This window comes from Rhizobium zaerense, from assembly GCF_051810725.1.
Lineage (GTDB): Bacteria > Pseudomonadota > Alphaproteobacteria > Rhizobiales > Rhizobiaceae > Rhizobium > Rhizobium leguminosarum_I.
The window spans coordinates 4,637,746-4,660,436 of record NZ_CM132690.1; the positions used below are offsets into that span (position 1 = coordinate 4,637,746).

The following is a 22,691-nucleotide window of genomic DNA, read 5'->3' on the forward strand; positions in this document are numbered from 1 at the left end:
TCAGGAGACCCTGACCGCCGGCTGCGCCCAGCTCTGCCGGGCATTCTTACATTATTCTTGTTATTCGGATACGTCGACGCCGTCGAAGCGGTGAATGCCGAGCGGGTCCATCTGGAAGCCGGAGACCTTCTTGCTCATCGGAACGAAGACGAGCGAGTGGTCGAGGGTCGCCCAGGGAGCTTCCTTCTTGAAGATCAGCTGCGCCTGCTCATAGGCCTTCGTACGCTCGCCGACATCGGCCGTCAGCTTGGCCTTGGTCATCAGGTCGTCATATTCCTTGTTGCACCACTGAGCACGGTTGTTGCCGCCGACGGCATCGCAGCCGAGCAGCGTATCCATGAAGTTATCGGGATCACCGTTATCGCCCGTCCAGCCGAGGATGACGGCGCCGTCGCGCTTCACGTCGGAGGAGAGCTTCAGATATTCGGCCCATTCATGAGTGACGATCTCGACCTTGACACCGATCTTGGCGAAATCCGCCTGCATCAATTCGGCGGCGCGGCGCGCGTTCAGCATATAGGGGCGCGAAACCGGCATCGCCCAGATCTTCATGCTGAGATCCTTGACGCCGGCATCGGCGAGAGCCTTCTTGGCAGCATCGGGATCGTACTTGTCGTCCTGAACAGCGTCGTTATAGGACCACATCGTCGGCGGGATCGGGTTCTTGGCAACGGCGGCAGCACCCTGGAAGACGGCGTCGATGATCGCCTGCTTGTTGATCGCCATGTTGAGCGCACGGCGAACTTCCGGCTTGTCGAACGGAGCCATCTGCGTGTTGTAGGCGAGGAAGCCGACATTGAGACCGGCCTGCTCCAGCACGGTCAGATTGTTATCCTTCTTCAGCTCGGAGACGTCGGCTGCATTCGGATAGGGGATCAGATGGCATTCGCCGGCCTTCAGCTTCTGAGCACGGACAGCCGCATCAGAGGTGATGGCGAAAACCAGATCGTCGATCTTTTCCTTGCCCTTGAAATAGGTTTCGTTCGCTTTATAGCGGATGACGGCATCCGGCTGGTAGGCGACGAAGGTGAACGGGCCGGTGCCGAGCGGCTGCTGGTTCATCTGCGCCATCTTGCCGTCGGCGGCGAGCTTGTCGGCATATTCCTTGGAGACGATCGAGGCGAAGTCCATGGCGAGGTCGGCGAGGAACGGCGCTTCGGGATGGTTGAGCGTGAACTTGACGGTGAGGTCGTCGACCTTTGCGATCGACTTGATCAGTTCAGGGAAGCCCATGCCGGCGGCGTATTCGTAGGAACCGCCCTCGACATACTTGTTCCACGGATTGTCGGACTTCAGCTGGCGCTCGAAGGAGAACACGACGTCGTCGGCGTTGAAATCACGCGTCGGCGTGAAGAAGTCGGTGGTCTGGTACTTGACGCCGGGATGAAGCTTGAAGGTGTATTCCGTGCCGTCGGCCGAAACGCTCCAGCTGTCGGCCAGACCGGGCTCGATCTCGGTCCCGCCATGCTTGAATTCGACGAGGCGGCTATAGACCGTGCGCGACGACGCGTCGAAGGTTGTGCCTGCCGTATAGAGGCTCGGGTCGAAGCCTTCCGGCGAGCCCTCGGAGCAATAAACAAGGGTCTTGGACCAGGCCGACGTCGCCATGACGGAAATCAGGGCCGTCGCTGCCAGGAGGACAGAGATCTTTTTCATAATATTGTTTCCCGGTTGTTCTTCTTGATGTTTGGAGATCGTAGAATGCATCTCGATCGACGGTTGATGGAACGATATTTATCTACTGAAAGCAACGGGCTATGCAGAAAAATTTTCCAGCTGGACAATTTTAGAAATTTTCAGTCAAAAATCAGCCGCATTTGGAAATATTCGGACAAAAATGACCGAAATTTTGTCGCATTTGGTATAAAAGCGCGCCTATCGCGACATGCAACGGGCATTTTCCCAGCATTCGGAGGCCGATGAGACGTCCGCAAAAACAAAAACCGCGGTTGCCAGGGCAACCGCGGTTCAGAAGCAAATTCTGCTCTTTAAATCAGGCGGCGGGGGCAATGATCGCGGGCTTGCGATATGCCGGCTCGCCGGTAATGCCGAGAAGGAAATTGATCTGCGGACGCGCCTTAACGAGGTCGTCGATGGAATATTCCGACAGCACGGCGAAGAAGGCGTTGAGCGCCTTGCGCAGCGCCGAATTCAAACCGCAACTGTCGACCAGCGGGCATTCGACCTCACCGTCATCCTCGAAGCATTCGGCCATCGCGAAGCTGTCTTCCGTCACCCGAACGACGTCGAAAAGACTAATGTCGGCGGCCGGCTTGCCTAAGCGCACGCCGCCATTGCGACCGCGCACGGTTTCGACCAGACCCGCCTTGTTCAGCGGCTGGAGGATCTTGAAAAGAAAGAGCTCGGAAACGCCATAGGCCCTGGCGATTTCCGGAATCCGGCTCAAGTGCCCGTCATTGGCAGCACAATACATCAACATGCGAACCGCATAGTTCGTCTGCTTCGTCAACCGCATGCCATTCTCCTGACTCGTCTGTTCAGACCTATATAGGCGGTTTGCTAGTTTTGAACAATTCCAAAATATGAAATTCGCATTCAGCTTATGAGGCCATTTGCCGCGACGTCAATCCCGCTCCAATATCCCGACGTCATCGAGGATCGCCAGCCTGCGCTCGGGCGTGCCTTGCGCATCGGTTTGACCTCGGCACTGGGGAATGGAGATGGCGAACAGACTACGCCCTTGTCTCAGAATATCCTCGATGCCGGACCGATATCGCCGACAATCAGCATGACGAAGAAAAATTCGGGGGCCGAAAGGCCCCCGAATTGCAGATTGCAGATTGGAATGTGGTGACGATCACTTCATCGTCGGCATGACGAATTCCGCGCCGCTCTTGATGCCGGAAGGCCAGCGGGCGGTGACGGTCTTGGTCTTCGTCCAGAACTTGATTGAATCCGTGCCGTGCTGGTTGAGGTCGCCGAAGCTCGAGGCCTTCCAGCCGCCGAAGGAGTGATAGGCGAGCGGAACCGGGATCGGAACATTGATGCCGATCATGCCGATATTGATACGCGAGGCAAAGTCGCGGGCAGCATCGCCGTCGCGGGTGTAGATCGCAACGCCGTTGCCGTATTCGTGCTTCATCGGCAACGACAGCGCTTCCTCATAGTTGTTGGCGCGAACGACGGAGAGCACAGGTCCGAAGATCTCGGTCTTGTAGATATCCATCTCCGGCGTGACGTGATCGAACAGGCAGCCGCCGACGAAATAGCCGTCTTCATAGCCCTGGAGCTTGAAATCGCGGCCGTCGACCACGAGCTTGGCGCCTTCTTCGATGCCGCGATCGATCAACCCGCGAACACGGGTATAGGCTTCCTTAGTGACGAGCGGGCCCATGTCGGCCTTGTCGTCGGTATAGGGGCCAATGCGCAGGGATTCGATCTTCGGGGTCAGCTTCTCGACGAGGCGGTTGGCGGTCTCCTCGCCGACCGGAACGGCAACCGAGATCGCCATGCAGCGCTCGCCGGCCGAGCCGTAGCCTGCGCCCATCAAGGCGTTGACGGCCTGATCCAGGTCTGCATCCGGCATGATGATCATGTGGTTCTTGGCGCCGCCGAAGCACTGGGCGCGCTTGCCGTTCATCGCCGCGGTGCCATAGACGTAGCGGGCGATCGGCGTTGAGCCGACGAAGGAGACGGCGCCGATATCGGGATCGGTGAGGATCGCGTCGACCGCACCCTTGTCGCCATTGACGACGTTGAGGATGCCGGAGGGCAGGCCGGCCTCGATCATCAGTTCGGCGAGGCGGATCGGCAGGGAAGGATCACGCTCGGAGGGCTTCAGGATAAAGGCGTTGCCACAGGCGATCGCCGGCGCAAACATCCACATCGGGATCATGCCCGGGAAATTGAAGGGGGTAATGCCGGCGCCGATGCCGACCGGCTGGCGGATCGAATACATGTCGATCGCAGGCCCGGCGCCCTCGGTGAACTCGCCCTTGGCGAGATGGGGAATGCCGCAGACGAATTCGCAGACTTCGAGGCCGCGAATGACGTCGCCCTTGGCATCCTCGATGGTCTTGCCGTGCTCCTTGGAAAGGATTTCGGCAAGCTCGTCCATGTGCTTGTTCAGGAGTTCGACGAACTTGAAGAAGACGCGGGCACGGCGCTGCGGATTGGTGGCAGCCCATTTCGGCTGTGCAGCCTTGGCGTTTTCGACGGCAGCGCGCAGTTCCTCGACGCTTGCGAGTGCGACCGTCGCCTGTACTTCGCCTGTTGTCGGATTGTAGACGTTGCTTACGCGGCCGCTGGTGCCGGCAACCTGCTTGCCGCCGATGAAATGACCGATCTCACGCATGGGTGTTCCTCCTGTTTTTCGATGGCCGACAATCGCACTTCAATTTGCACAAATCAATGCGCTGATATAAGCAACCGTTGTGCGTAAATTATAGCCCCTATCATTGCATCGGGCGCTGCGGCTACTTCCAAACTTGGCACCGCGCGCCAACAAGTCAAATCCCAAGGGGAGGTCAAACCGATGAGCCGGAAACCCATCGTCAGAATGGCGGAGTTGGAGATCGATCCGGACACGCTTGAAACCTATCGCGCATTGCTCACGGAAGAAATCGAAGCATCCCTAGCGCTGGAAGACGGCGTCCTTTCCCTGAGTGCTGTTTCCATCAGGGACAACCCGAACCAGATCCGTATTCTTGAAATCTACGCCGACCAGGAAGCATACGAGGCCCATCTGCGAACACCGCATTTCCTTAAGTACAAGAACCAGACGGCGCACATGGTGACATCGTTGACGCTGATCGAGGTCGATCCGATCGCGATGCGTGCCAAGCCATGAACTGGGACGATGTTCGTATTTTCCTCGCCGTCGCCCGCACCGGACAGATCCTTGCCGCCTCGAAGCGGCTGGGGCTCAATCACGCCACGCTCTCACGTCGACTGACGTCGCTGGAAGAGGCGCTGAAGACGCGGCTTTTCATCCGCCGGACGAATGGCTGCGAGCTGACGGCCGAAGGCGAAGTGTTCCTGGCATCCGCAGAACGGATGGAAACGGAAATGCTGGCCGTGCAGGCGAGCCTCGGCCACACCGATACGGCAATTGCCGGGACGGTGCGCGTCGGCGCGCCCGACGGCTTCGGTGTTTCCTTTCTTGCGCCGCGCATGGGCAGGTTGATCGAGCGCCATCCGGCGCTGAAGATCCAGCTCGTGCCGGTGCCGCGCTCTTTCTCGCTGTCGCAGCGCGAGGCGGATATCGCCATCACGCTGGAGCGGCCGGACCAGGGCCGGCTCGTTTCCTCGAAGCTGACGGATTACACGCTCGGCCTTTATGCCTCACGCGACTACCTCACCTCTCAGGGCGCGCCAGGGGATATCGACGCACTGAAGGTGCATCCGCGCATCGGTTACGTCGAAGACCTGATCTTCACCGCCTCGCTGAATTTCTCCGGCGAGGTGATGCGGAGCTGGGATGCAAGCTTCGAAATTTCGACGGCGATCGGCCAGACGGAGGCGGTACGATCAGGCGCCGGAATCGGCATCCTGCACGATTATATCGCTCGGCAGTATCCGGAACTCCAGCGCATCCTGCCTGATATTTCGATCCGCCGCGCCTACTGGACGACCTATCACGAAACGGCGCGCGACCTCATGCGCGTCAGGAGCGTCGCCGATTTCCTCCAGGAACTCGTCAGCGCCGAACGGCACATCTTTCTTTAAGGTTCGAAAGTCTGTTTTGCCGGCTCGTCGTTCTCATCGGGATTGGGAACCGGCGCCTCGTCGGGCATCCGGTCCGGCTCCGGCTCCTTGATTGGAGGCACTGGCTTCCAACCGGGCGCCGGCATCGGCGGCTGATCGGGAATGGGTTCGTTGGGCACGGACATGACCGCCTCCCTTTCATGATTTCAGTTTACGCGACGTTCGGGCTATTTGTCTGGCTTCAGCGATTCGGCAGCACGCATCGGCATGCTATCGATGATAGCGAAGAGCTCGCCATTGGTAATTGGCTCGCTGGCCTTGAGCTTCACGGTGCCGTCCTTGCCGAGAAGGAAAGCGGCAAATTCGCCCACCTCCGGCGCCTCGAGATCGCGGCGCATCGCTTCGCCGTCGAGGCTGTCAGCCGCACCAAAGAGCGATCGAACGCCGGCACCGGAAACCTTGAGCACCACCAGGTCACGCTCATCGAGGGCTGAGCGATCGGCTAGCAGGTGATTTTCCTGCCGGGCGGCGCGGGAATTATCCCTGTCGGCGAAAACAACGAAGACGCGGTTCTTCCACTGAAACTGCGCGAGACTTTCGACCGGCGCATAAGCGCTGTTGGTCTCGTCGATCTTCGTCGCACCGTAGAGAAGGGTTTTCGACATGCATATTCTCCCGTTAACATGGAGAACGGTCCGAGAAGGCACGGGTTCCATCTAATCGACAGGATCCCGGTTTTCGTTCCTGTACTCGAGAGCGCTGCACGTGCGCTCCCGGATGTCACTTTGCAAACCTTATGCAGGCCGGCCGCGGCGCTGCCGTCTCAGCGGAATTGATTAACGCAGTTACCGGTTAGCCTCTTCCCGCCAAACAAGGTGCCGCGAGGTCCGAGAAAAGATCACGCAAACAAGAAGTCCCACGACTGAAGGCTTGAAACAGCAACATTCGTTAACGTTATGGTGTTGTCGGAATCGGCTGTGATAATTGTATCATTCCCGAACTGCTCGATTGCCGCAAAAAGTGATTCCCAGTCGGCGAAAATGCTGTCATCGATCGAGATCACGTCATGTGCGGAGCCGGTTGCCACGAAGTTTGTGATCGTATCATGGCCCCAGTTCGCCGAATAAACGAAGATGTCGGTTGCTGCTCCACCAGTGAGGATATCGTCGCCGGCGCCACCCGTCAGGGTATTAGAACCACTGCCGCCAATGATAACGTTGTTTAGCGCATTCCCTGTTCCGGCAAACGCCCCAGTTCCGATAAAGGTGAGGTTCTCGACATTGGTCCCCAGTGTGTAGGCCGACAGGTTCGTGCGAACCGCGTCGGTCCCTGCGTCGGCGGCTTCGGTGACGATGTCGCCGGCATTGTCGACGATGTAGGTGTCGTGGCCAGCCCCGCCGATCAAGGTGTCCGCACCTGCCGCGCCATTCAGCATATCGTTGCCGGCGCCGCCGGTGATCGTGTTGGCGAGCGCATTGCCGGCGCCGGTGAAGTTGGCGGATCCCGTATAGGTCAGGTTCTCGACATTGTTGCCGAGCGTATAGCCGACAAGCGCCGTCCGGACCGTGTCCGTCCCCTCGTTCGCGTTCTCGATCACCAGATCGGTCGCAATGTCGACGACGTAGACGTCGTCGCCAATCCCGCCCAACATCGTGTCGGCACCAGCCCCGCCGATCAAAGTGTCGTTGCCGCCTGCCCCCATCAGCTTGTCGGCAGCAACACCACCGATGATAATGTTGTCGAGCAGATTGCCCGCCCCGGTAAAGGCTGCCGTTCCGATGTAGGTGAGGTTCTCGACATTGGCCGCCAATGTGTGGGCGGCAAGGGTCGTTCGAACCGTGTCGATCCCCTCATTGATCGCCTCGGTGACCAGGTCGCCGGCATTGTCGACGATATAGATGTCGCCACCCGCCCCGCCGATCAAACGGTCTGCCCCGGCCCCACCATTCAGCGTATCGTTGCCGACACCGCCGGAAAGCGTATCGATTGCAGCGCCACCCGTGATCGTATTGTCGAGACTATTGCCTGTTCCGACGAAGGCTACCGTGCCGATATAGGTGAGGTTCTCGACATCACTGCCAAGCGTATAGCTTGTCAGAGTCGTGCGAACCGTATCGATCCCCTCGTCGGCGGCTTCGGTGACGAGGTCGCCGGCATTGTCGACGATATAGGTGTCGCTGCCCTCACCGCCAATCAAGGTGTCGGCGCCAGTTCCACCATTCAGCGTATCGTTGCCGATACCGCCAGTGATCGTGTTATCAAGCGCATTGCCGGTGCCGGTGAAGCTGGCGGACCCGGTGTAGGTGAGGTTCTCGACATTGACCAAGGCGGCGATCGAGTAGGCTGCAAGCGCCGTGCGGATTTCGTCGGTGCCGGCGCTGTCCTTGATCACGTCGCTCGCACTGTCGACCACATAGATGTCGTTGCCAGCACCGCCGTCAAGCGTGTCATTGCCGGCGCCGCCGTCCAGCGTGTCGTTGCCGGCGCCGCCGGTGATTGCGTTGGCAAGCGTATTGCCGGTACCGGTGAAGCTGGCGGATCCCATATAGAGCAGGTTCTCGACATTGCTGGCGAGCGTATAGAGTGAAAGCGCCGTCTTGATCAGATCGGTTCCTGCATTCAGCCCTTCGGTGACCACGTCGCCAACATCATCGACAATATAGGTGTCGTTGCCGGCTGCGCCGATCAGTATGTCTGCTCCGGCGTTTCCGTCCAGGATATCGGCACCTGCCGCGCCCCGGATCGTGTTGGCAAGGTCATTGCCTGTGCCGGTAAAGGCTACCGTGCCGGTATAGGTGAGGTTCTCGAAATCGCTGCCAAGCGTATAGTTCGCCAATGTCGTGCGAACCGTGTCGCTTCCCTCGTCGGCGGCTTCGGTGACGATGTCGCCGGCATTGTCGACGATGTAGGTGTCGTCGCCCTCTCCGCCGATCAAGCTGTCCGCACCGACCCCGCCATCAAGCGTGTCGTTGCCGGCGCCGCCGGAAAGCGTGTCGGTGGCAGCGCCACCCGTGATCGTGTTGTCGAGATTGTTGCCGGTACCAGCGAAAGTTCCTATCCCGGCAAAGCTCAGGTTCTCGACATTGGCGGCAAGCGTATAGCTCGCCAGGTTCGTGCGAACCGTGTCGATCCCCTCATTGGCCGCTTCGGTGACGATGTCGCCGGCATTGTCGACGATGTAGGTGTCGTTGCCGGCACCGCCGATCAAAGTGTCCGCACCTGCCGCGCCATTCAGCGTGTCGTTGCCGGCGCCGCCGGTGATCGTGTTGGCGAGCGCATTGCCGGCGCCGGTGAAGTTGGCGGATCCCGTATAGGTCAGGTTCTCGACATTGTTGCCGAGCGTATAGCCGACAAGCGCCGTCCGGACCGTGTCCGTCCCCTCGTTCGCGTTCTCGATCACCAGATCGGTCGCAATGTCGACGACGTAGACGTCGTCGCCAATCCCGCCCAACATCGTGTCGGCACCAGCCCCGCCGATCAAAGTGTCGTTGCCGCCTGCCCCCATCAGCTTGTCGGCAGCAACACCACCGATGATAATGTTGTCGAGCAGATTGCCCGCCCCGGTAAAGGCTGCCGTTCCGATGTAGGTGAGGTTCTCGACATTGGCCGCCAATGTGTGGGCGGCAAGGGTCGTTCGAACCGTGTCGATCCCCTCATTGATCGCCTCGGTGACCAGGTCGCCGGCATTGTCGACGATATAGATGTCGCCACCCGCCCCGCCGATCAAACGGTCTGCCCCGGCCCCACCATTCAGCGTATCGTTGCCGACACCGCCGGAAAGCGTATCGATTGCAGCGCCACCCGTGATCGTATTGTCGAGACTATTGCCTGTTCCGACGAAGGCTACCGTGCCGATATAGGTGAGGTTCTCGACATCACTGCCAAGCGTATAGCTTGTCAGAGTCGTGCGAACCGTATCGATCCCCTCGTCGGCGGCTTCGGTGACGAGGTCGCCGGCATTGTCGACGATATAGGTGTCGCTGCCCTCACCGCCAATCAAGGTGTCGGCGCCAGTTCCACCATTCAGCGTATCGTTGCCGATACCGCCAGTGATCGTGTTATCAAGCGCATTGCCGGTGCCGGTGAAGCTGGCGGACCCGGTGTAGGTGAGGTTCTCGACATTGACCAAGGCGGCGATCGAGTAGGCTGCAAGCGCCGTGCGGATTTCGTCGGTGCCGGCGCTGTCCTTGATCACGTCGCTCGCACTGTCGACCACATAGATGTCGTTGCCAGCACCGCCGTCAAGCGTGTCATTGCCGGCGCCGCCGTCCAGCGTGTCGTTGCCGGCGCCGCCGGTGATTGCGTTGGCAAGCGTATTGCCGGTACCGGTGAAGCTGGCGGATCCCATATAGAGCAGGTTCTCGACATTGCTGGCGAGCGTATAGAGTGAAAGCGCCGTCTTGATCAGATCGGTTCCTGCATTCAGCCCTTCGGTGACCACGTCGCCAACATCATCGACAATATAGGTGTCGTTGCCGGCTGCGCCGATCAGTATGTCTGCTCCGGCGTTTCCGTCCAGGATATCGGCACCTGCCGCGCCCCGGATCGTGTTGGCAAGGTCATTGCCTGTGCCGGTAAAGGCTACCGTGCCGGTATAGGTGAGGTTCTCGAAATCGCTGCCAAGCGTATAGTTCGCCAATGTCGTGCGAACCGTGTCGCTTCCCTCGTCGGCGGCTTCGGTGACGATGTCGCCGGCATTGTCGACGATGTAGGTGTCGTCGCCCTCTCCGCCGATCAAGCTGTCCGCACCGACCCCGCCATCAAGCGTGTCGTTGCCGGCGCCGCCGGAAAGCGTGTCGGTGGCAGCGCCACCCGTGATCGTGTTGTCGAGATTGTTGCCGGTACCAGCGAAAGTTCCTATCCCGGCAAAGCTCAGGTTCTCGACATTGGCGGCAAGCGTATAGCTCGCCAGGTTCGTGCGAACCGTGTCGATCCCCTCATTGGCCGCTTCGGTGACGATGTCGCCGGCATTGTCGACGATGTAGGTGTCGTTGCCGGCACCGCCGATCAAAGTGTCCGCACCTGCCGCGCCATTCAGCGTGTCGTTGCCGGCGCCGCCGGTGATCGTGTTGGCGAGCGCATTGCCGGCGCCGGTGAAGTTGGCGGATCCCGTATAGGTCAGGTTCTCGACATTGTTGCCGAGCGTATAGCCGACAAGCGCCGTCCGGACCGTGTCCGTCCCCTCGTTCGCGTTCTCGATCACCAGATCGGTCGCAATGTCGACGACGTAGACGTCGTCGCCAATCCCGCCCAACATCGTGTCGGCACCAGCCCCGCCGATCAAAGTGTCGTTGCCGCCTGCCCCCATCAGCTTGTCGGCAGCAACACCACCGATGATAATGTTGTCGAGCAGATTGCCCGCCCCGGTAAAGGCTGCCGTTCCGATGTAGGTGAGGTTCTCGACATTGGCCGCCAATGTGTGGGCGGCAAGGGTCGTTCGAACCGTGTCGATCCCCTCATTGATCGCCTCGGTGACCAGGTCGCCGGCATTGTCGACGATATAGATGTCGCCACCCGCCCCGCCGATCAAACGGTCTGCCCCGGCCCCACCATTCAGCGTATCGTTGCCGACACCGCCGGAAAGCGTATCGATTGCAGCGCCACCCGTGATCGTATTGTCGAGACTATTGCCTGTTCCGACGAAGGCTACCGTGCCGATATAGGTGAGGTTCTCGACATCACTGCCAAGCGTATAGCTTGTCAGAGTCGTGCGAACCGTATCGATCCCCTCGTCGGCGGCTTCGGTGACGAGGTCGCCGGCATTGTCGACGATATAGGTGTCGCTGCCCTCACCGCCAATCAAGGTGTCGGCGCCAGTTCCACCATTCAGCGTATCGTTGCCGATACCGCCAGTGATCGTGTTATCAAGCGCATTGCCGGTGCCGGTGAAGCTGGCGGACCCGGTGTAGGTGAGGTTCTCGACATTGACCAAGGCGGCGATCGAGTAGGCTGCAAGCGCCGTGCGGATTTCGTCGGTGCCGGCGCTGTCCTTGATCACGTCGCTCGCACTGTCGACCACATAGATGTCGTTGCCAGCACCGCCGTCAAGCGTGTCATTGCCGGCGCCGCCGTCCAGCGTGTCGTTGCCGGCGCCGCCGGTGATTGCGTTGGCAAGCGTATTGCCGGTACCGGTGAAGCTGGCGGATCCCGTATAGAGCAGGTTCTCGACATTGCTGGCGAGCGTATAGAGTGAAAGCGCCGTCTTGATCAGATCGGTTCCTGCATTCAGCCCTTCGGTGACCACGTCGCCAACATCATCGACAATATAGGTGTCGTTGCCGGCTGCGCCGATCAGTATGTCTGCTCCGGCGTTTCCGTCCAGGATATCGGCACCTGCCGCGCCCCGGATCGTGTTGGCAAGGCCATTGCCGGTGCCGGTAAAGGCTACCGTGCCGGTATAGGTGAGGTTCTCGAAATCGCTGCCAAGCGTATAGCTCGCCAATGTCGTGCGAACCGTATCGATCCCCTCGTCGGCGGCTTCGGTGACGATGTCGCCGGCATTGTCGACGATGTAGGTGTCGTCGCCCTCTCCGCCGATCAAGCTGTCCGCACCGACCCCGCCATCAAGCGTGTCGTTGCCGGCGCCGCCGGTGATCGTGTTATCAAGCGCATTGCCGGTGCCGGTGAAGTTGGCGGACCCGGTGTAGGTCAGGTTCTCGACATTGACCAAGGCGGCGATCGAGTAGGCTGCAAGCGCCGTGCGGATTTCGTCGGTGCCGGCACTGACCGCCTCCTTGATCACGTCGCCCGCACTGTCGACCACATAGATGTCGTTGCCGGTACCGCCGTCAAGCGTGTCATTACCGGCGCCGCCGTCCAGCGTGTCGTTGCCGGCGCCGCCGGTGATCGTATTGACGAGCGCATTGCCGGTACCGGTGAAGCTGGCGGATCCCGTATAGAGCAGGTTCTCGACATTGTTGCCGAGCGTATAGAGTGAAAGCGCCGTCTTGATCAGATCGGCTCCTTCATTCGGCCTTTCAGTGACGACGTCGGCAAGGTTATCGACAACATAAGTGTCATCGCCCGCTCCGCCGATCAGTATGTCTGCTCCAGCCTTTCCGTCCAGCGTGTCGGCACCTGCCGCACCCCGGATCGTGTTGGCAAGGTCATTGCCTGTCCCGGCAAAGGCTGCCGTGCCGCTATAGGTGAGATTGTCGACATTGGCGGCAAGAGTATAGCTTGCCAGCGCCGTTTGCACCGTATCGATGCCCTCATCAGCGTTTTCGGTGACGACGTCGGACGTGTTATCAACGATGTAAGTGTCGTTGCCCGTCCCGCCGATCAGCGTGTCGGCGCCAGCCCCGCCATTCAGGGTATCATCACCGGCACCGCCCGACAAAATATCGATGGCCGCGCCGCCGGTGATCGTGTTGTTGAGGGTATTGCCAGTGCCGGCAAATGCAGTCCCGCTAACGGTAGTGAGGTTCTCGACGTTGGCGCTCAGTGTGTAGCTCGCCGCATACGTCTGAACCGTGTCGATGCCCTCGTCGGCGTTTTCAATGATAGTGTCGCCGGCATCGTACACGACATAAATATCGTTGCCGGTCCCACCGGCAAGCGAGTCATTTCCCCACTTACCATTCAGAGTATCGTTGCCTGCCCCACCGGAGAGCGTATCGTCGCCTAACCCACCAGTGATTATGTTGTCGAGGCTATTACCGGTACCGGTAAAATTGCCGTTACCTACGAAGGATAGATTCTCGACATTGGCGATGTCCGCAAGCGAATAGGCAGCAAGATCGGTCCGGATCTTGTCAGTGCCGCCGTCGGCCGCCTCGACCACGACGTCGCCGAGACTATCGACCTCATAGGTATCGTCGCCCGCACCACCGATCAGCGTGTCGTCGCCGGCCTCCCCATCAAGCCAATCAGATCCCGTCCCGCCGGTGATCACATTGGCCGCCGCATTGCCTTCACCGATGAACGTGGTGGTGCCGGTGTAGGTCAGGTTTTCGACGTTAGCGCTGAGTGTATAAGAAAGCGTCGTCCGGACCGTATCCGTCCCCTCATTGGCATTCTCAATCACGGTGTCGCTGGCATTGTCGACGATGTAGATGTCGTCGCCCACCCCGCCCGACAGCTTGTCGATTCCGGTCCCGCCGTCGAGCGTATCATTACCGGAATCGCCGGTCAGGGAATCATTTCCGGCGTTGCCCCAGAGCGTATTGTCCGCTTCGTTCCCCGTAACCGTATCGTTGCCGGAGCCGGCCTTAACGTTCTCGATCAACGATGCAACATTGTCCTGATAAAGCAGGGCGTTGAAAATGTTGCCGCGGGCATAACCATTATTCGGACCTCCTCCCAGGTCGGCCAACTGGCCCTGGGAAAAGACCGAGTAGCCCCCTGCTCGCAGGTCGATCTTGAGGGCGGTGGTATAAGCGCTCAAATCATAGGTATCGATACCGCCGCCGTCCCAGATTGTCGCGAAGATGCGGTTGGCGGCGGGTGTGATGGCCGCAACGCCGTTGACATAGGTGATGCCCTGGTTCGGATTCCACTTGTAGACGGTATTGTCACTGTTCGTCGTATAGTCCGCACCATACATTTCCTGCAGGGCGGCGATGTCGAGCATCATGAAGGTTTGCGGCGCGCCGTCATGCTCATACGTGTACCCATTCCCATTGTCTCCGACATATGTGCGGTAGGTCATGATCGTATATTCGAGCGAGTCGTAGGCGCTCGGAACGACTGTCGGATTGAGATTATACCCTTCCTGAGCATGTTTCAGTCCGAGAGCGTGACCCAGTTCGTGTGCCAAGGAATGGCCCGCGTAGTTGCCGAACCTCGGCAAGCGATAATCATCTTCGGTGCCAGCATATTCCGTGCCGAACCAAACATCGCCGCCGCTGCCGCCGATATTTGGGGTATAGGCCCATGCCGTCGGAGGTAGCCACGATTGAGCGAACCGCACCGTTGCGGTGCCAGCGCTTCCGGCCTCAAAGTTGGCGTTCGTAAACCCCTCGACGGAGAAGCCGTCATTTGCCGCACTCCCGTAGGACTGCTCCATAAAGTACAAAGCATAAGACTGCTGCTGCGTCGAAATTGAAGAGAAAGAATAGTCTTTCTCGCCGCTATAGGCATAAGATGACGAGGTGGTAGGAAACGCATAGGTTATCGTTCCGTCCCAGGCAGTGCCACTGAAGAGCCCGTCAACTTTCTCATCCCCAGTCGAGCTGACGTCCTTTGTCGAAGTAATAAGATTCGTCATAAAATATCCGTTTGCCTATTCCGTTCGGCCGTGCCTAATGCCAGTTTCCCTCTGCCCCAAACCAGAGGAAATTTCAACCAAAAGCTTTATTTCGCTTCAGGAAAGTTTTTGATCTTAGTAACCAACGCTTATGAAGCCCTTCGTCCGCAAACTCGATCAAAGGCTAGAAGCTATTCCAGGGATCCTGTGCTCAGCCTGTCCGAACCTCCGCAATTGCTGGCATGACGGCACTTAAATTGGCGTTACAGCCATCTGCTGAAATTTAATAAGTTTCCACGCTCGGTGAGATCGGGAAAGCAAGGTCCGGATGTTTTGGCGCCCGCCGAGCGATGTCTCCGCCTGGGCGGATCGTTCCGTATCGAGTGGCGAGTTGTCGCATTGCGGACCTTGCTGCTGCTGCGTGCCGCACACGCAGCTCACACAGCAGTATAGCGCATACGGACAAATGTTCGACTTTCTGTGGCAAAAAAATGTAGGTGCTCTTCAGGGCGCCGCGCCATGGGATTGGTCATGGGCACACTTCGTAGGCTATTCCACACGTGAAAGTTCGCGCTTTTGGCAAACACTGCCACATCGATGCAGGATCGTCAGACAGTTAAGCGTCTATACCGATAATTTTGGTCGAAATGGCATTGGCTAAAACGATTCGCCTGATAGGGAGTTGGTGTGGGGAGATGGTACGGTTGGGGGGTCTCGAACCTCCGACCTCAGGTGCCACAAACCTGCGCTCTAACCAACTGAGCTACAACCGCATAAATCGCGCTTGGCGCGATGGGGGTCACATACGAGGACTTGGCGACGAATTCAAGCCCCATTCCTCGTCAATATACAAAAAGGCCGGACGCGAGGTCCAGCCTTTTTGTTTCTGGTCGATAAAGACCGATCAGGCAACCTTGAAGGAGGCCATGGCCTTTTCGGCGGCGTCCTTGGTAGGCTTTGCGAGCTTTTCGGCAACCTGCTTGGTGGTTTCCTGCATCGACTTCGCCTGTTCGACAGCCAGCTCGGCCTGCTTGCGCAGGAACGAGGTCTGCAGTTCGAAAAATTCGGCAGGAGACTTGACGCCGAGCAGTGCTTCCAGGTGCGAGATCGAGCTCTCGGCGTTGACACGCAGAGCGTCGATCGCCTTCAGGCCGATCTCGACTGTGCCGGCCTGTGCCGTCTGGACGGTGGCTTCGAGCGTCTTGCCGGCTTCCTCGCCTGCGGTCTTCAGCTTAGCATAGGCGTCCTTCGACTGCTGGGCGCCCTTTTCGGCGAATTCACGGAAGGATTCCGTGAACTTCGACGGGTCGAAAGAAGCGATTGAAAAAACGTCATCGGTCTTTATGGTAGCCATGGGTCGCATCCTTTGGGCTGAGGCAGTCGCTGCCTGCGGTAGTTGGATGATGCTTATATAAGACAATTCATTGTGCATTGCAACAATTATTGTGCAACGCACAAGACGTTAACCTTTCCGGCCGAAAACCCCCTCCTCTGCTGGACCGGCATGCGCCCCGCAGTTATTAATAAGCCGTTAATTTAAGAAGGCCGACAGCGACAAGGTTCGAACATGCCCGCAGTCCAATATCCGTTCATCGACATCGCCGTGCATGCACGGGTGCGGGAACGCTTTTCACGCGGCGAGGCCATGGTGCTGTTTTCGGCCGATCTCGCCCGCCTGCTCTGGGCGAATGGTGCAGGTGCCGAGCTTTTCGGCCATTCGGCGGTCTATGATCTGCTCGATCAGGGCGTCGACCGCGCCGACATCACCTTTCGCCAGCTGGAAACGGCGGCGCGCCAGCTCACCGATATCGGCGACAGCCGCAGCCTGATGATCCGCGTTGCCAAGGGCTTTCAGCGTGCACAGGCACAGGCGGCTGCCGAACTGATCCGCCTTTCCCAGGGCGAAAAGGCCATCCTGTTTTCGGTGCCAGTCTCGGCAAAGCCGCTCGCGTCAGGCGCATCGGCGGCCCAGATGCTGCAGGGACTTGATGATCCCGATACGCATATGGCAGTGATCGGCGCCAATGGCGAGGTCATCGCGGCTTCGCCGGGCTTTGCCTCGCTCGGGATCTCCGAGCAGACGGCAAAGACCTTGATCAACCTTGCCGGCGCACATCCCGACCGGTTGGTGAAGCGTCCCGTCGCCACCGCCAGAGGCAATCTTCCGGCCGCGGTCGGCAAGCTCAGCGACGATCCGGCCCTCAATCTGCTCTTTGCTGTGGAGGCCGCGATCGGTCATCTTGACACGGTCGATACGCCCGCGCTCGACACGGTCGATGCGCCCGCACAGGAAGAAAGCGCGTCACCTGCCGAAGCGCTTCAGGACGAGCCTCTCGCCACCACAGGCTTCACCGAGATCATCGACGCCGTTTCGGGGATCGAAGAGGTCGAGGAGACGCTGGAGGAGATCGCCGGCGAAAGCGAACCGCCGACGGAGACTGCGGCGGCATCCGCTGACGAGGCGGTGGAAGCGACGCCTCCTGCCGGGCATGCGGAGCCCGAGAGCGACGGCGGCGTGATCGACGGTGGCGCGGATGAGGCCGATGAGCCCGCCGCGGTCATCGAGGACGACTTGGCCTCCATTGCCGAGACGGTGGAAACGGCGGCGACGGCGGAAGCGCCTGTCGAAACCAGCGAAACGCCTATCGACGGCACGCCGGAAGCGGTCCACGAAGAAACCGTCATCGCAGCGCCTGTCCCCGACGCGCGCCCTGCCGTTGAGCTTGCGGCTGAGCCCGGCTTCGTCTTCAGGCCGAACAGCCGCGCCACGCGCTTCGTCTGGAAGATCGATGCGGAAGGCCGGTTCAATGAGGTCAGTCACGAATTTGCCCAGGCCGTCGGCCCGCATGCGTCCGACATTATCGGCTCTGCCTTCGGCGACGTCGCCGCCCTCTTCAATCTCGATCCTGACGGCAAGATTTCCGAAGCGCTCGCCCGCCGCGACACATGGTCGGGCAAGACGATCTTCTGGCCGGTCGAAGGCACCAGCCTCGTCGTTCCGGTCGATCTGGCGGCGCTGCCGACCTATACCCGCAACCGCGACTTCGATGGTTTCCGCGGCTTCGGCGTCGTCCGGCTTTCCGATACGCAGGAAGATCCGCTGGCACTCGGCCTGACACTCGGCCCGGACGGCATCGGCCATGAGGCAGCGAGCCTCGGCCCGCCCGCCGAGACCATTGCCGAGGTGGCACACGAAGCGGAGACAGCGCTTGAAGAGCCCCTGATCGAACCTGCGTTGACGCAAGAGGTCGAGGATCAGGCGCTTGCAACAAGCGAGCTGCAGACGGAGCCAACGCCGGAAGAGATTTCTACCGAGCAGGCGACTATCGAGACACCTGCCCCGGAAAGTGCTGCAGAAAAAACGGAAGGCAGCGCCGATGCCGGCGGCGTTTCCGCCGCCGAGCCGGTAGCAGAACTTTCGCAAGAGCCGCCGGCGCTTCGGATTTCGGAAACGCCCAATCGCCGTTTCTCCGACAAGATCGTTCAGCTCCACAACAGCGGCGCCGGACTGACGGCTGCCGAACAGGCCAATTTCCGCGAGATCGCCAAACGTCTGGAAGCCTTCGGTACCCGCAAGGAAGAGCCTGCCGCCGCAGCATCGATGGAACCCAGCGCCGCGGCGCCGGCGGAACCCGCCGCCACGGAAACGGCGGGCTTCGACGAGGCCTCCGGATCCGAAGAGTTCGAGTCCGAAACGCCCACCGCCGACAAGACGGAAATACCGTCGATCGAGGAAATCGCGCCACAGGAGGCGATCTTCGAGAATGCCGTCGAGGCGCAGCGCGAAGACGACGGCGCCACCGAAGAACCGGCTGTCATCGCCGAGGACGAGGCGACGGAAGGGCTGGAGGAGACGGTCAGCCAGATCGAGGTTCTCACAAGCTTCATCCCACCCCGCGTCAAGATGACGGACGGGCTGTCGGTCGGAACGGTCGACCAGCTGCCTGTTGCCGTGCTGATCCATATCGGCGATGCACTGCTCCACGCCAATCCGGAATTCATGCGGCTGACCGGCTACAATTCGCTCGAGGCATTGCGCGAGGTGGGCGGCATCGAAGCCCTGCTGCAACGCCGCGAACTCGAGGAAAATGCCGCAGGCTCCGGCACCATGATGCTCGTTAAGGCCGATGATACGTTGGCGCCGGTGACCGCGCGGCTGCAATCGGTGCGCTGGGAAGATGCCAACGCCCTCATGCTGGCGCTGATGCCGGTGGAAGGCAAGGAAGACACGCGCGGCGAAGTAAGCCGTTCCGAGGGCCATTCCGAAGGTCGCCCCGAGCGGATGATCGAGAAGGTCGCCAAACTTCAGGTCGAAGTGGAAGAATTGCGCTCCATCCTGGAAACGGCGACCGACGGCGTCGTCGTCATCGGCACGGAGGGCGACATCCGCTCGATGAACCGCTCGGCCAGCGCGCTTTTCAATTACGACGAGCAGGAGACGCGCGGCAAACCCTTCGTCATGCTGTTTGCCCATGAGAGCCAGAAGGCGGTCATGGACTATCTGAACGGCCTCTCCGGCCATGGCGTGGCAAGTGTGTTAAACGACGGACGCGAAGTGATCGGCCGCGAGGCCGCCGGCGGTTTCGTGCCGCTGTTCATGACGATGGGCCAGCTCACCTCCTCCAATGGCTATTGCGCCGTCATCCGCGACATCACCCAGTGGAAGCGCACCGAGGACGAACTGCGCAACGCCAAGGGTGCGGCCGAAACCGCCAACGCTCACAAGACCGATTTCCTCGCCCGTGTCAGCCATGAGATCCGCACACCGCTCAACGCCATCATCGGCTTTTCCGACATGATGGCGGGCGAGCGCTTCGGCCCGATCGGCCATCCGCGTTATATCGAATATGCCAACGACATCGGCCGCTCCGGCCGGCACGTGCTCGACATCGTCAACGACCTGCTCGACATTTCGAAGATCGAAGCGGGCGAGATGGATCTCGATTTTGATGCCGTCGGTCTCAACGAAGCGGTCTCCGAGGCAGTGGCACTGATACAGCCGCAGGCGAATGGCCAGCGCGTCATCATCCGCACGGCGCTGTCGCAGGCGGTCCCCGAAGTGGTGGCCGATCTACGCTCGATCAAGCAGATCGCCCTGAACATCCTGTCGAACGCCATCCGTTTCACCCCATCAGGCGGGCAGATCGTCGTTTCCACTTCCTATGAGGCCAATGGCAGCGTCGTCCTCAGGGTCCGTGATACCGGCATCGGCATGACGCGCAGCGAACTCGACCAGGCGATGAAGCCGTTCCGGCAGGTCTCCTCGACCCAATCGCGCCATCGCGGCGACGGCACCGGGCTCGGCCTGCCGCTGACCAAGGCGATGGTGGATGCCAACCGGGCAACGTTCTCGATCAGTTCGACGCCGAACGAGGGCACGCTCGTCGAGATCACCTTCCCGTCGCAGCGGGTGCTGGCCGGCTGATCGGAGCGCAAGAAAAGGCAGCCAGAGGCTGCCTAGAATTTAGTGCTGTTCAACAAGAGCTCAGTCGATCAACGTCATGTTTCGAAGGCCGGAAAGCCCCAGGCCGCCTCGTTCATGTGCGGCCCCCAAGTTAGCTTCACATTTGACAAACCTTTCTTAACGAAAGGTTTCCATGACAGGAGATTGATAGAGGGTGGAAGCTTGTAGTTTCCGATCGCAGTCAATCCTTCAGTTCGCTTAGCCCAGCGAAGAGCCGCAGCGCCTCAGGATTGGCAAGCGCTTCCTGGTTCTTCACCGGCCGGCCGTGAACGACCTCCCGCACTGCAAGCTCGACGATCTTGCCGGATTTGGTGCGGGGAATGTCGGCAACTGCGATGATCTTCGCCGGCACGTGCCGCGGCGAGGCGCCGGTCCGGACACGCGTCTTGATCGCCTTGACAAGATCCTCCGTCAGCGTCACACCCGGGGCAAGGCGAACGAAGAGGATGACACGCACGTCGTCGTCCCACTCCTGGCCGATGCACAGCGCCTCGGCCACCTCCTCCATCTGCTCTACCTGATTGTAGATCTCGGCCGTGCCGATGCGCACGCCGCCGGGGTTGAGCGTCGCATCCGAACGGCCATGGATGATCAGGCCGCCATGCTCCGTCCATTCGGCGAAATCGCCGTGGCACCAGACATTGTCGAACCGGTCGAAATAGGCGGCGCGATATTTGGCGCCATCGGGATCGTTCCAGAACATCACCGGCATCGACGGGAAGGCCTTGGTGCAGACGAGTTCGCCCTTCTCCCCGCGCACCGGCTTGCCATCATCGTTCCAGACGTCGACGGCAAGGCCGAGGCCGGCCCCCTGGATCTCGCCGCGCCAGACCGGCTGCAGCGGATTGCCGAGCACGAAGCAGGAGACGATATCGGTGCCGCCCGATATCGAGGCGAGCTGGACGTCCTCCTTGATGCCGTCGTAGACGAAGGTGAATCCTTCCGGCGATAGCGGCGAACCGGTGGAGGTCATCAGCCGGAGGCTAGAGAGATCGTGGCTCGCGCGCGGCGTCAGCCCGCTCTTGCGCACCGCGTCGATATATTTCGCCGAGGTGCCGAAGATGGCGAATTTTTCAGACTCGGCATAGTCGAACAGCACATTGCCATTGGGGGCGAAGGGCGAGCCGTCGAACAGGCAGAGCGTCGCGCCGCTGGCAAGGCCGCTGACCAGCCAATTCCACATCATCCAGCCGCAGGTGGTGAAGTAAAACAGCTTCTCGCCAGCCTGCAGGCCGCAATGCAGCCGCTGCTCCTTGAGGTGCTGCAGCAGCGTGCCGCCGGCCGAATGCACGATGCATTTCGGCACGCCCGTGGTGCCCGATGAAAACAGGATGTAAAGCGGGTGCGAAAAACCGAGCCGTGTGAACTCGACCTCCCTTGCCTCGTAAGGCGCGACAAAGGCGTCGAGCGTTAAAGCCCCCGGTGTCTTGAGCGCCACCGCCTCGGCATCGCCGGCGTAATGGACGATGATCGTCGGGACATCTAAGCTTTTTGCGACCGTCGCGACCTTGGCGCCGACATCCTGCAGCTTGCCGGAATACCAATAGGCGTCGCAGGCGATGAAGAGCCTTGGCTCAATCTGGCCGAAGCGGTCGAGCACACCCTGCTCGCCGAAATCAGGCGAACACGACGACCAGATGGCGCCGATCGAGGCGGCGGCGAGCATGGCGGCGACGGTCTCCGGCATGTTCGGCATCATCGCGGCGACGCGGTCGCCCTTGCCGATGCCGAGCGCTGCGAAAGCCTGCTGCAGCTTCGAGACCAGCGCGCGGAGCCGATCCCACGACCAGCGGTCCTCGGCCTTGTCCTCGCCGCGGAAGATGATCGCATCACCCTCACCGCGGCCAGACAGCAGGTTTTCGGCAAAGTTCAGCGTCGCATCAGGAAAGAAGCGCGCGTCCAACATGCGGTCACCATTGGCAAGCACCTTTGCGCCACGCTCTCCCTGCACGCCGCAAAAATCCCAGATGGTCGACCAGAAGTTCTCCCGCTCGGCCACCGACCATGCATGCAGATCCTCAAAGCCCGAAAGAGAAAGCCCGAAATCGGCATTGCAGCGCTCCATGAAGGCATGGATCGGGCTTTTTGCAATGGCATCCTGCGAGGGCACCCAAAGTGGTTTGTTATCCTGCATTCAATCCTCCTCCCCAATGCCGTCCTTATATCATGCTGCATTGCATTATAAAGCGTGGAAGCGACGCGATCCGACGCCTGGAGCATGATGCCGAAAAGTGTGAGCGGCTTTCGGACGACATCATGCTCCAACTATTTAATTGAAAGTGCTACAGCGTCCTTTACGCGTCTGAAAAGACGCGCGGCGCTGTAGGGATTTGCATATGCCCGATATTTCCTATATCCGGCGAAATCAGCGCA

The 22,691-nt window shown here is 60.0% G+C and carries 11 protein-coding genes and 1 tRNA gene; 3 read left to right on the forward strand and 9 right to left on the reverse strand.

What is annotated here, in order from left to right:
• Positions 1 to 60: 60 nt before the first annotated feature.
• From ACS4RR_RS22975 to ACS4RR_RS22985, 3 genes are all read right to left on the reverse strand, one after another.
• Positions 61 to 1,656, reverse strand: a complete 1,596-nt coding sequence (locus ACS4RR_RS22975) for an ABC transporter substrate-binding protein (protein WP_017967108.1) — start codon at positions 1,654 to 1,656, stop codon at positions 61 to 63.
• A gap of 337 nt (positions 1,657 to 1,993) precedes the next feature.
• Complete coding sequence (rirA, locus tag ACS4RR_RS22980; RefSeq protein WP_260110115.1) at positions 1,994 to 2,476, reverse strand: iron-responsive transcriptional regulator RirA; 483 nt, start codon at positions 2,474 to 2,476, stop codon at positions 1,994 to 1,996.
• 342 nt (positions 2,477 to 2,818) lie between these two features.
• Positions 2,819 to 4,315: a CoA-acylating methylmalonate-semialdehyde dehydrogenase gene (locus ACS4RR_RS22985; protein WP_260110114.1), complete on the reverse strand. Its 1,497-nt coding sequence runs from the start codon at positions 4,313 to 4,315 to the stop codon at positions 2,819 to 2,821.
• A gap of 180 nt (positions 4,316 to 4,495) precedes the next feature.
• On the opposite strand from ACS4RR_RS22985, the gene ACS4RR_RS22990 reads away from it, so the two are divergent.
• Both ACS4RR_RS22990 and ACS4RR_RS22995 read left to right on the forward strand, forming a co-directional pair.
• Positions 4,496 to 4,810 carry a putative quinol monooxygenase gene (locus ACS4RR_RS22990; RefSeq protein WP_260110113.1) on the forward strand — a complete coding sequence of 105 codons (315 nt, stop codon included), beginning with the start codon at positions 4,496 to 4,498 and terminating at the stop codon, positions 4,808 to 4,810.
• Positions 4,807 to 5,688, forward strand: a complete 882-nt coding sequence (locus tag ACS4RR_RS22995; RefSeq protein ID WP_162119475.1) for a LysR family transcriptional regulator — start codon at positions 4,807 to 4,809, stop codon at positions 5,686 to 5,688. Before ACS4RR_RS22990 ends, ACS4RR_RS22995 begins: the two co-directional genes overlap by 4 nt.
• On the opposite strand, the gene ACS4RR_RS23000 is transcribed toward ACS4RR_RS22995, so the two are convergent.
• The 5 genes from ACS4RR_RS23000 to ACS4RR_RS23020 all read right to left on the reverse strand — a co-directional run bounded on the left by ACS4RR_RS23000 (position 5,685) and on the right by ACS4RR_RS23020 (position 16,208).
• A complete protein-coding gene (locus ACS4RR_RS23000; RefSeq protein ID WP_017967102.1) occupies positions 5,685 to 5,852 on the reverse strand; it encodes a hypothetical protein in 168 nt (55 codons plus the stop codon). The genes ACS4RR_RS22995 and ACS4RR_RS23000 overlap by 4 nt on opposite strands.
• A 42-nt stretch (positions 5,853 to 5,894) precedes the next feature.
• Positions 5,895 to 6,332, reverse strand: a complete 438-nt coding sequence (locus ACS4RR_RS23005) for a DUF4174 domain-containing protein (protein ID WP_260110112.1) — start codon at positions 6,330 to 6,332, stop codon at positions 5,895 to 5,897.
• Positions 6,333 to 6,565: 233 nt separating this feature from the next.
• Positions 6,566 to 14,875: a M10 family metallopeptidase C-terminal domain-containing protein gene (locus tag ACS4RR_RS23010; protein ID WP_456189453.1), complete on the reverse strand. Its 8,310-nt coding sequence runs from the start codon at positions 14,873 to 14,875 to the stop codon at positions 6,566 to 6,568.
• Positions 14,876 to 15,550: 675 nt separating this feature from the next.
• Positions 15,551 to 15,627, reverse strand: a tRNA-His gene (locus ACS4RR_RS23015).
• A 131-nt stretch (positions 15,628 to 15,758) separates the two neighbouring features.
• Positions 15,759 to 16,208 carry a phasin gene (locus ACS4RR_RS23020; RefSeq protein ID WP_164576245.1) on the reverse strand — a complete coding sequence of 150 codons (450 nt, stop codon included), beginning with the start codon at positions 16,206 to 16,208 and terminating at the stop codon, positions 15,759 to 15,761.
• 213 nt (positions 16,209 to 16,421) lie between these two features.
• Here ACS4RR_RS23020 and ACS4RR_RS23025 point away from each other — a divergent pair, with 213 nt between their 5' ends.
• A complete protein-coding gene (locus ACS4RR_RS23025) occupies positions 16,422 to 20,279 on the forward strand; it encodes an ATP-binding protein (RefSeq protein WP_456189454.1) in 3,858 nt (1,285 codons plus the stop codon).
• 220 nt (positions 20,280 to 20,499) lie between these two features.
• Here the strand turns inward: ACS4RR_RS23025 and ACS4RR_RS23030 are convergent, their stop codons facing one another.
• Positions 20,500 to 22,452 (reverse strand): acetoacetate--CoA ligase, encoded by a 1,953-nt coding sequence (locus ACS4RR_RS23030; protein WP_260110109.1) that lies wholly within the window; start codon positions 22,450 to 22,452, stop codon positions 20,500 to 20,502.
• Positions 22,453 to 22,691: the final 239 nt, after the last annotated feature.

What these genes read in the sequence shown, in the direction of transcription:
- ACS4RR_RS22975 (WP_017967108.1), bottom strand. Translation starts at nt 1,656, where the DNA reads ATGAAAAAGATCTCTGTCCTCCTGGCAGCGACGGCCCTGATTTCCGTC.
- rirA (WP_260110115.1), bottom strand. Translation starts at nt 2,476, where the DNA reads ATGCGGTTGACGAAGCAGACGAACTATGCGGTTCGCATGTTGATGTAT.
- ACS4RR_RS22985 (WP_260110114.1), bottom strand. Translation starts at nt 4,315, where the DNA reads ATGCGTGAGATCGGTCATTTCATCGGCGGCAAGCAGGTTGCCGGCACC.
- ACS4RR_RS22990 (WP_260110113.1), top strand. Translation starts at nt 4,496, where the DNA reads ATGAGCCGGAAACCCATCGTCAGAATGGCGGAGTTGGAGATCGATCCG.
- ACS4RR_RS22995 (WP_162119475.1), top strand. Translation starts at nt 4,807, where the DNA reads ATGAACTGGGACGATGTTCGTATTTTCCTCGCCGTCGCCCGCACCGGA.
- ACS4RR_RS23000 (WP_017967102.1), bottom strand. Translation starts at nt 5,852, where the DNA reads ATGTCCGTGCCCAACGAACCCATTCCCGATCAGCCGCCGATGCCGGCG.
- ACS4RR_RS23005 (WP_260110112.1), bottom strand. Translation starts at nt 6,332, where the DNA reads ATGTCGAAAACCCTTCTCTACGGTGCGACGAAGATCGACGAGACCAAC.
- ACS4RR_RS23010 (WP_456189453.1), bottom strand. Translation starts at nt 14,875, where the DNA reads ATGACGAATCTTATTACTTCGACAAAGGACGTCAGCTCGACTGGGGAT.
- ACS4RR_RS23020 (WP_164576245.1), bottom strand. Translation starts at nt 16,208, where the DNA reads ATGGCTACCATAAAGACCGATGACGTTTTTTCAATCGCTTCTTTCGAC.
- ACS4RR_RS23025 (WP_456189454.1), top strand. Translation starts at nt 16,422, where the DNA reads ATGCCCGCAGTCCAATATCCGTTCATCGACATCGCCGTGCATGCACGG.
- ACS4RR_RS23030 (WP_260110109.1), bottom strand. Translation starts at nt 22,452, where the DNA reads ATGCAGGATAACAAACCACTTTGGGTGCCCTCGCAGGATGCCATTGCA.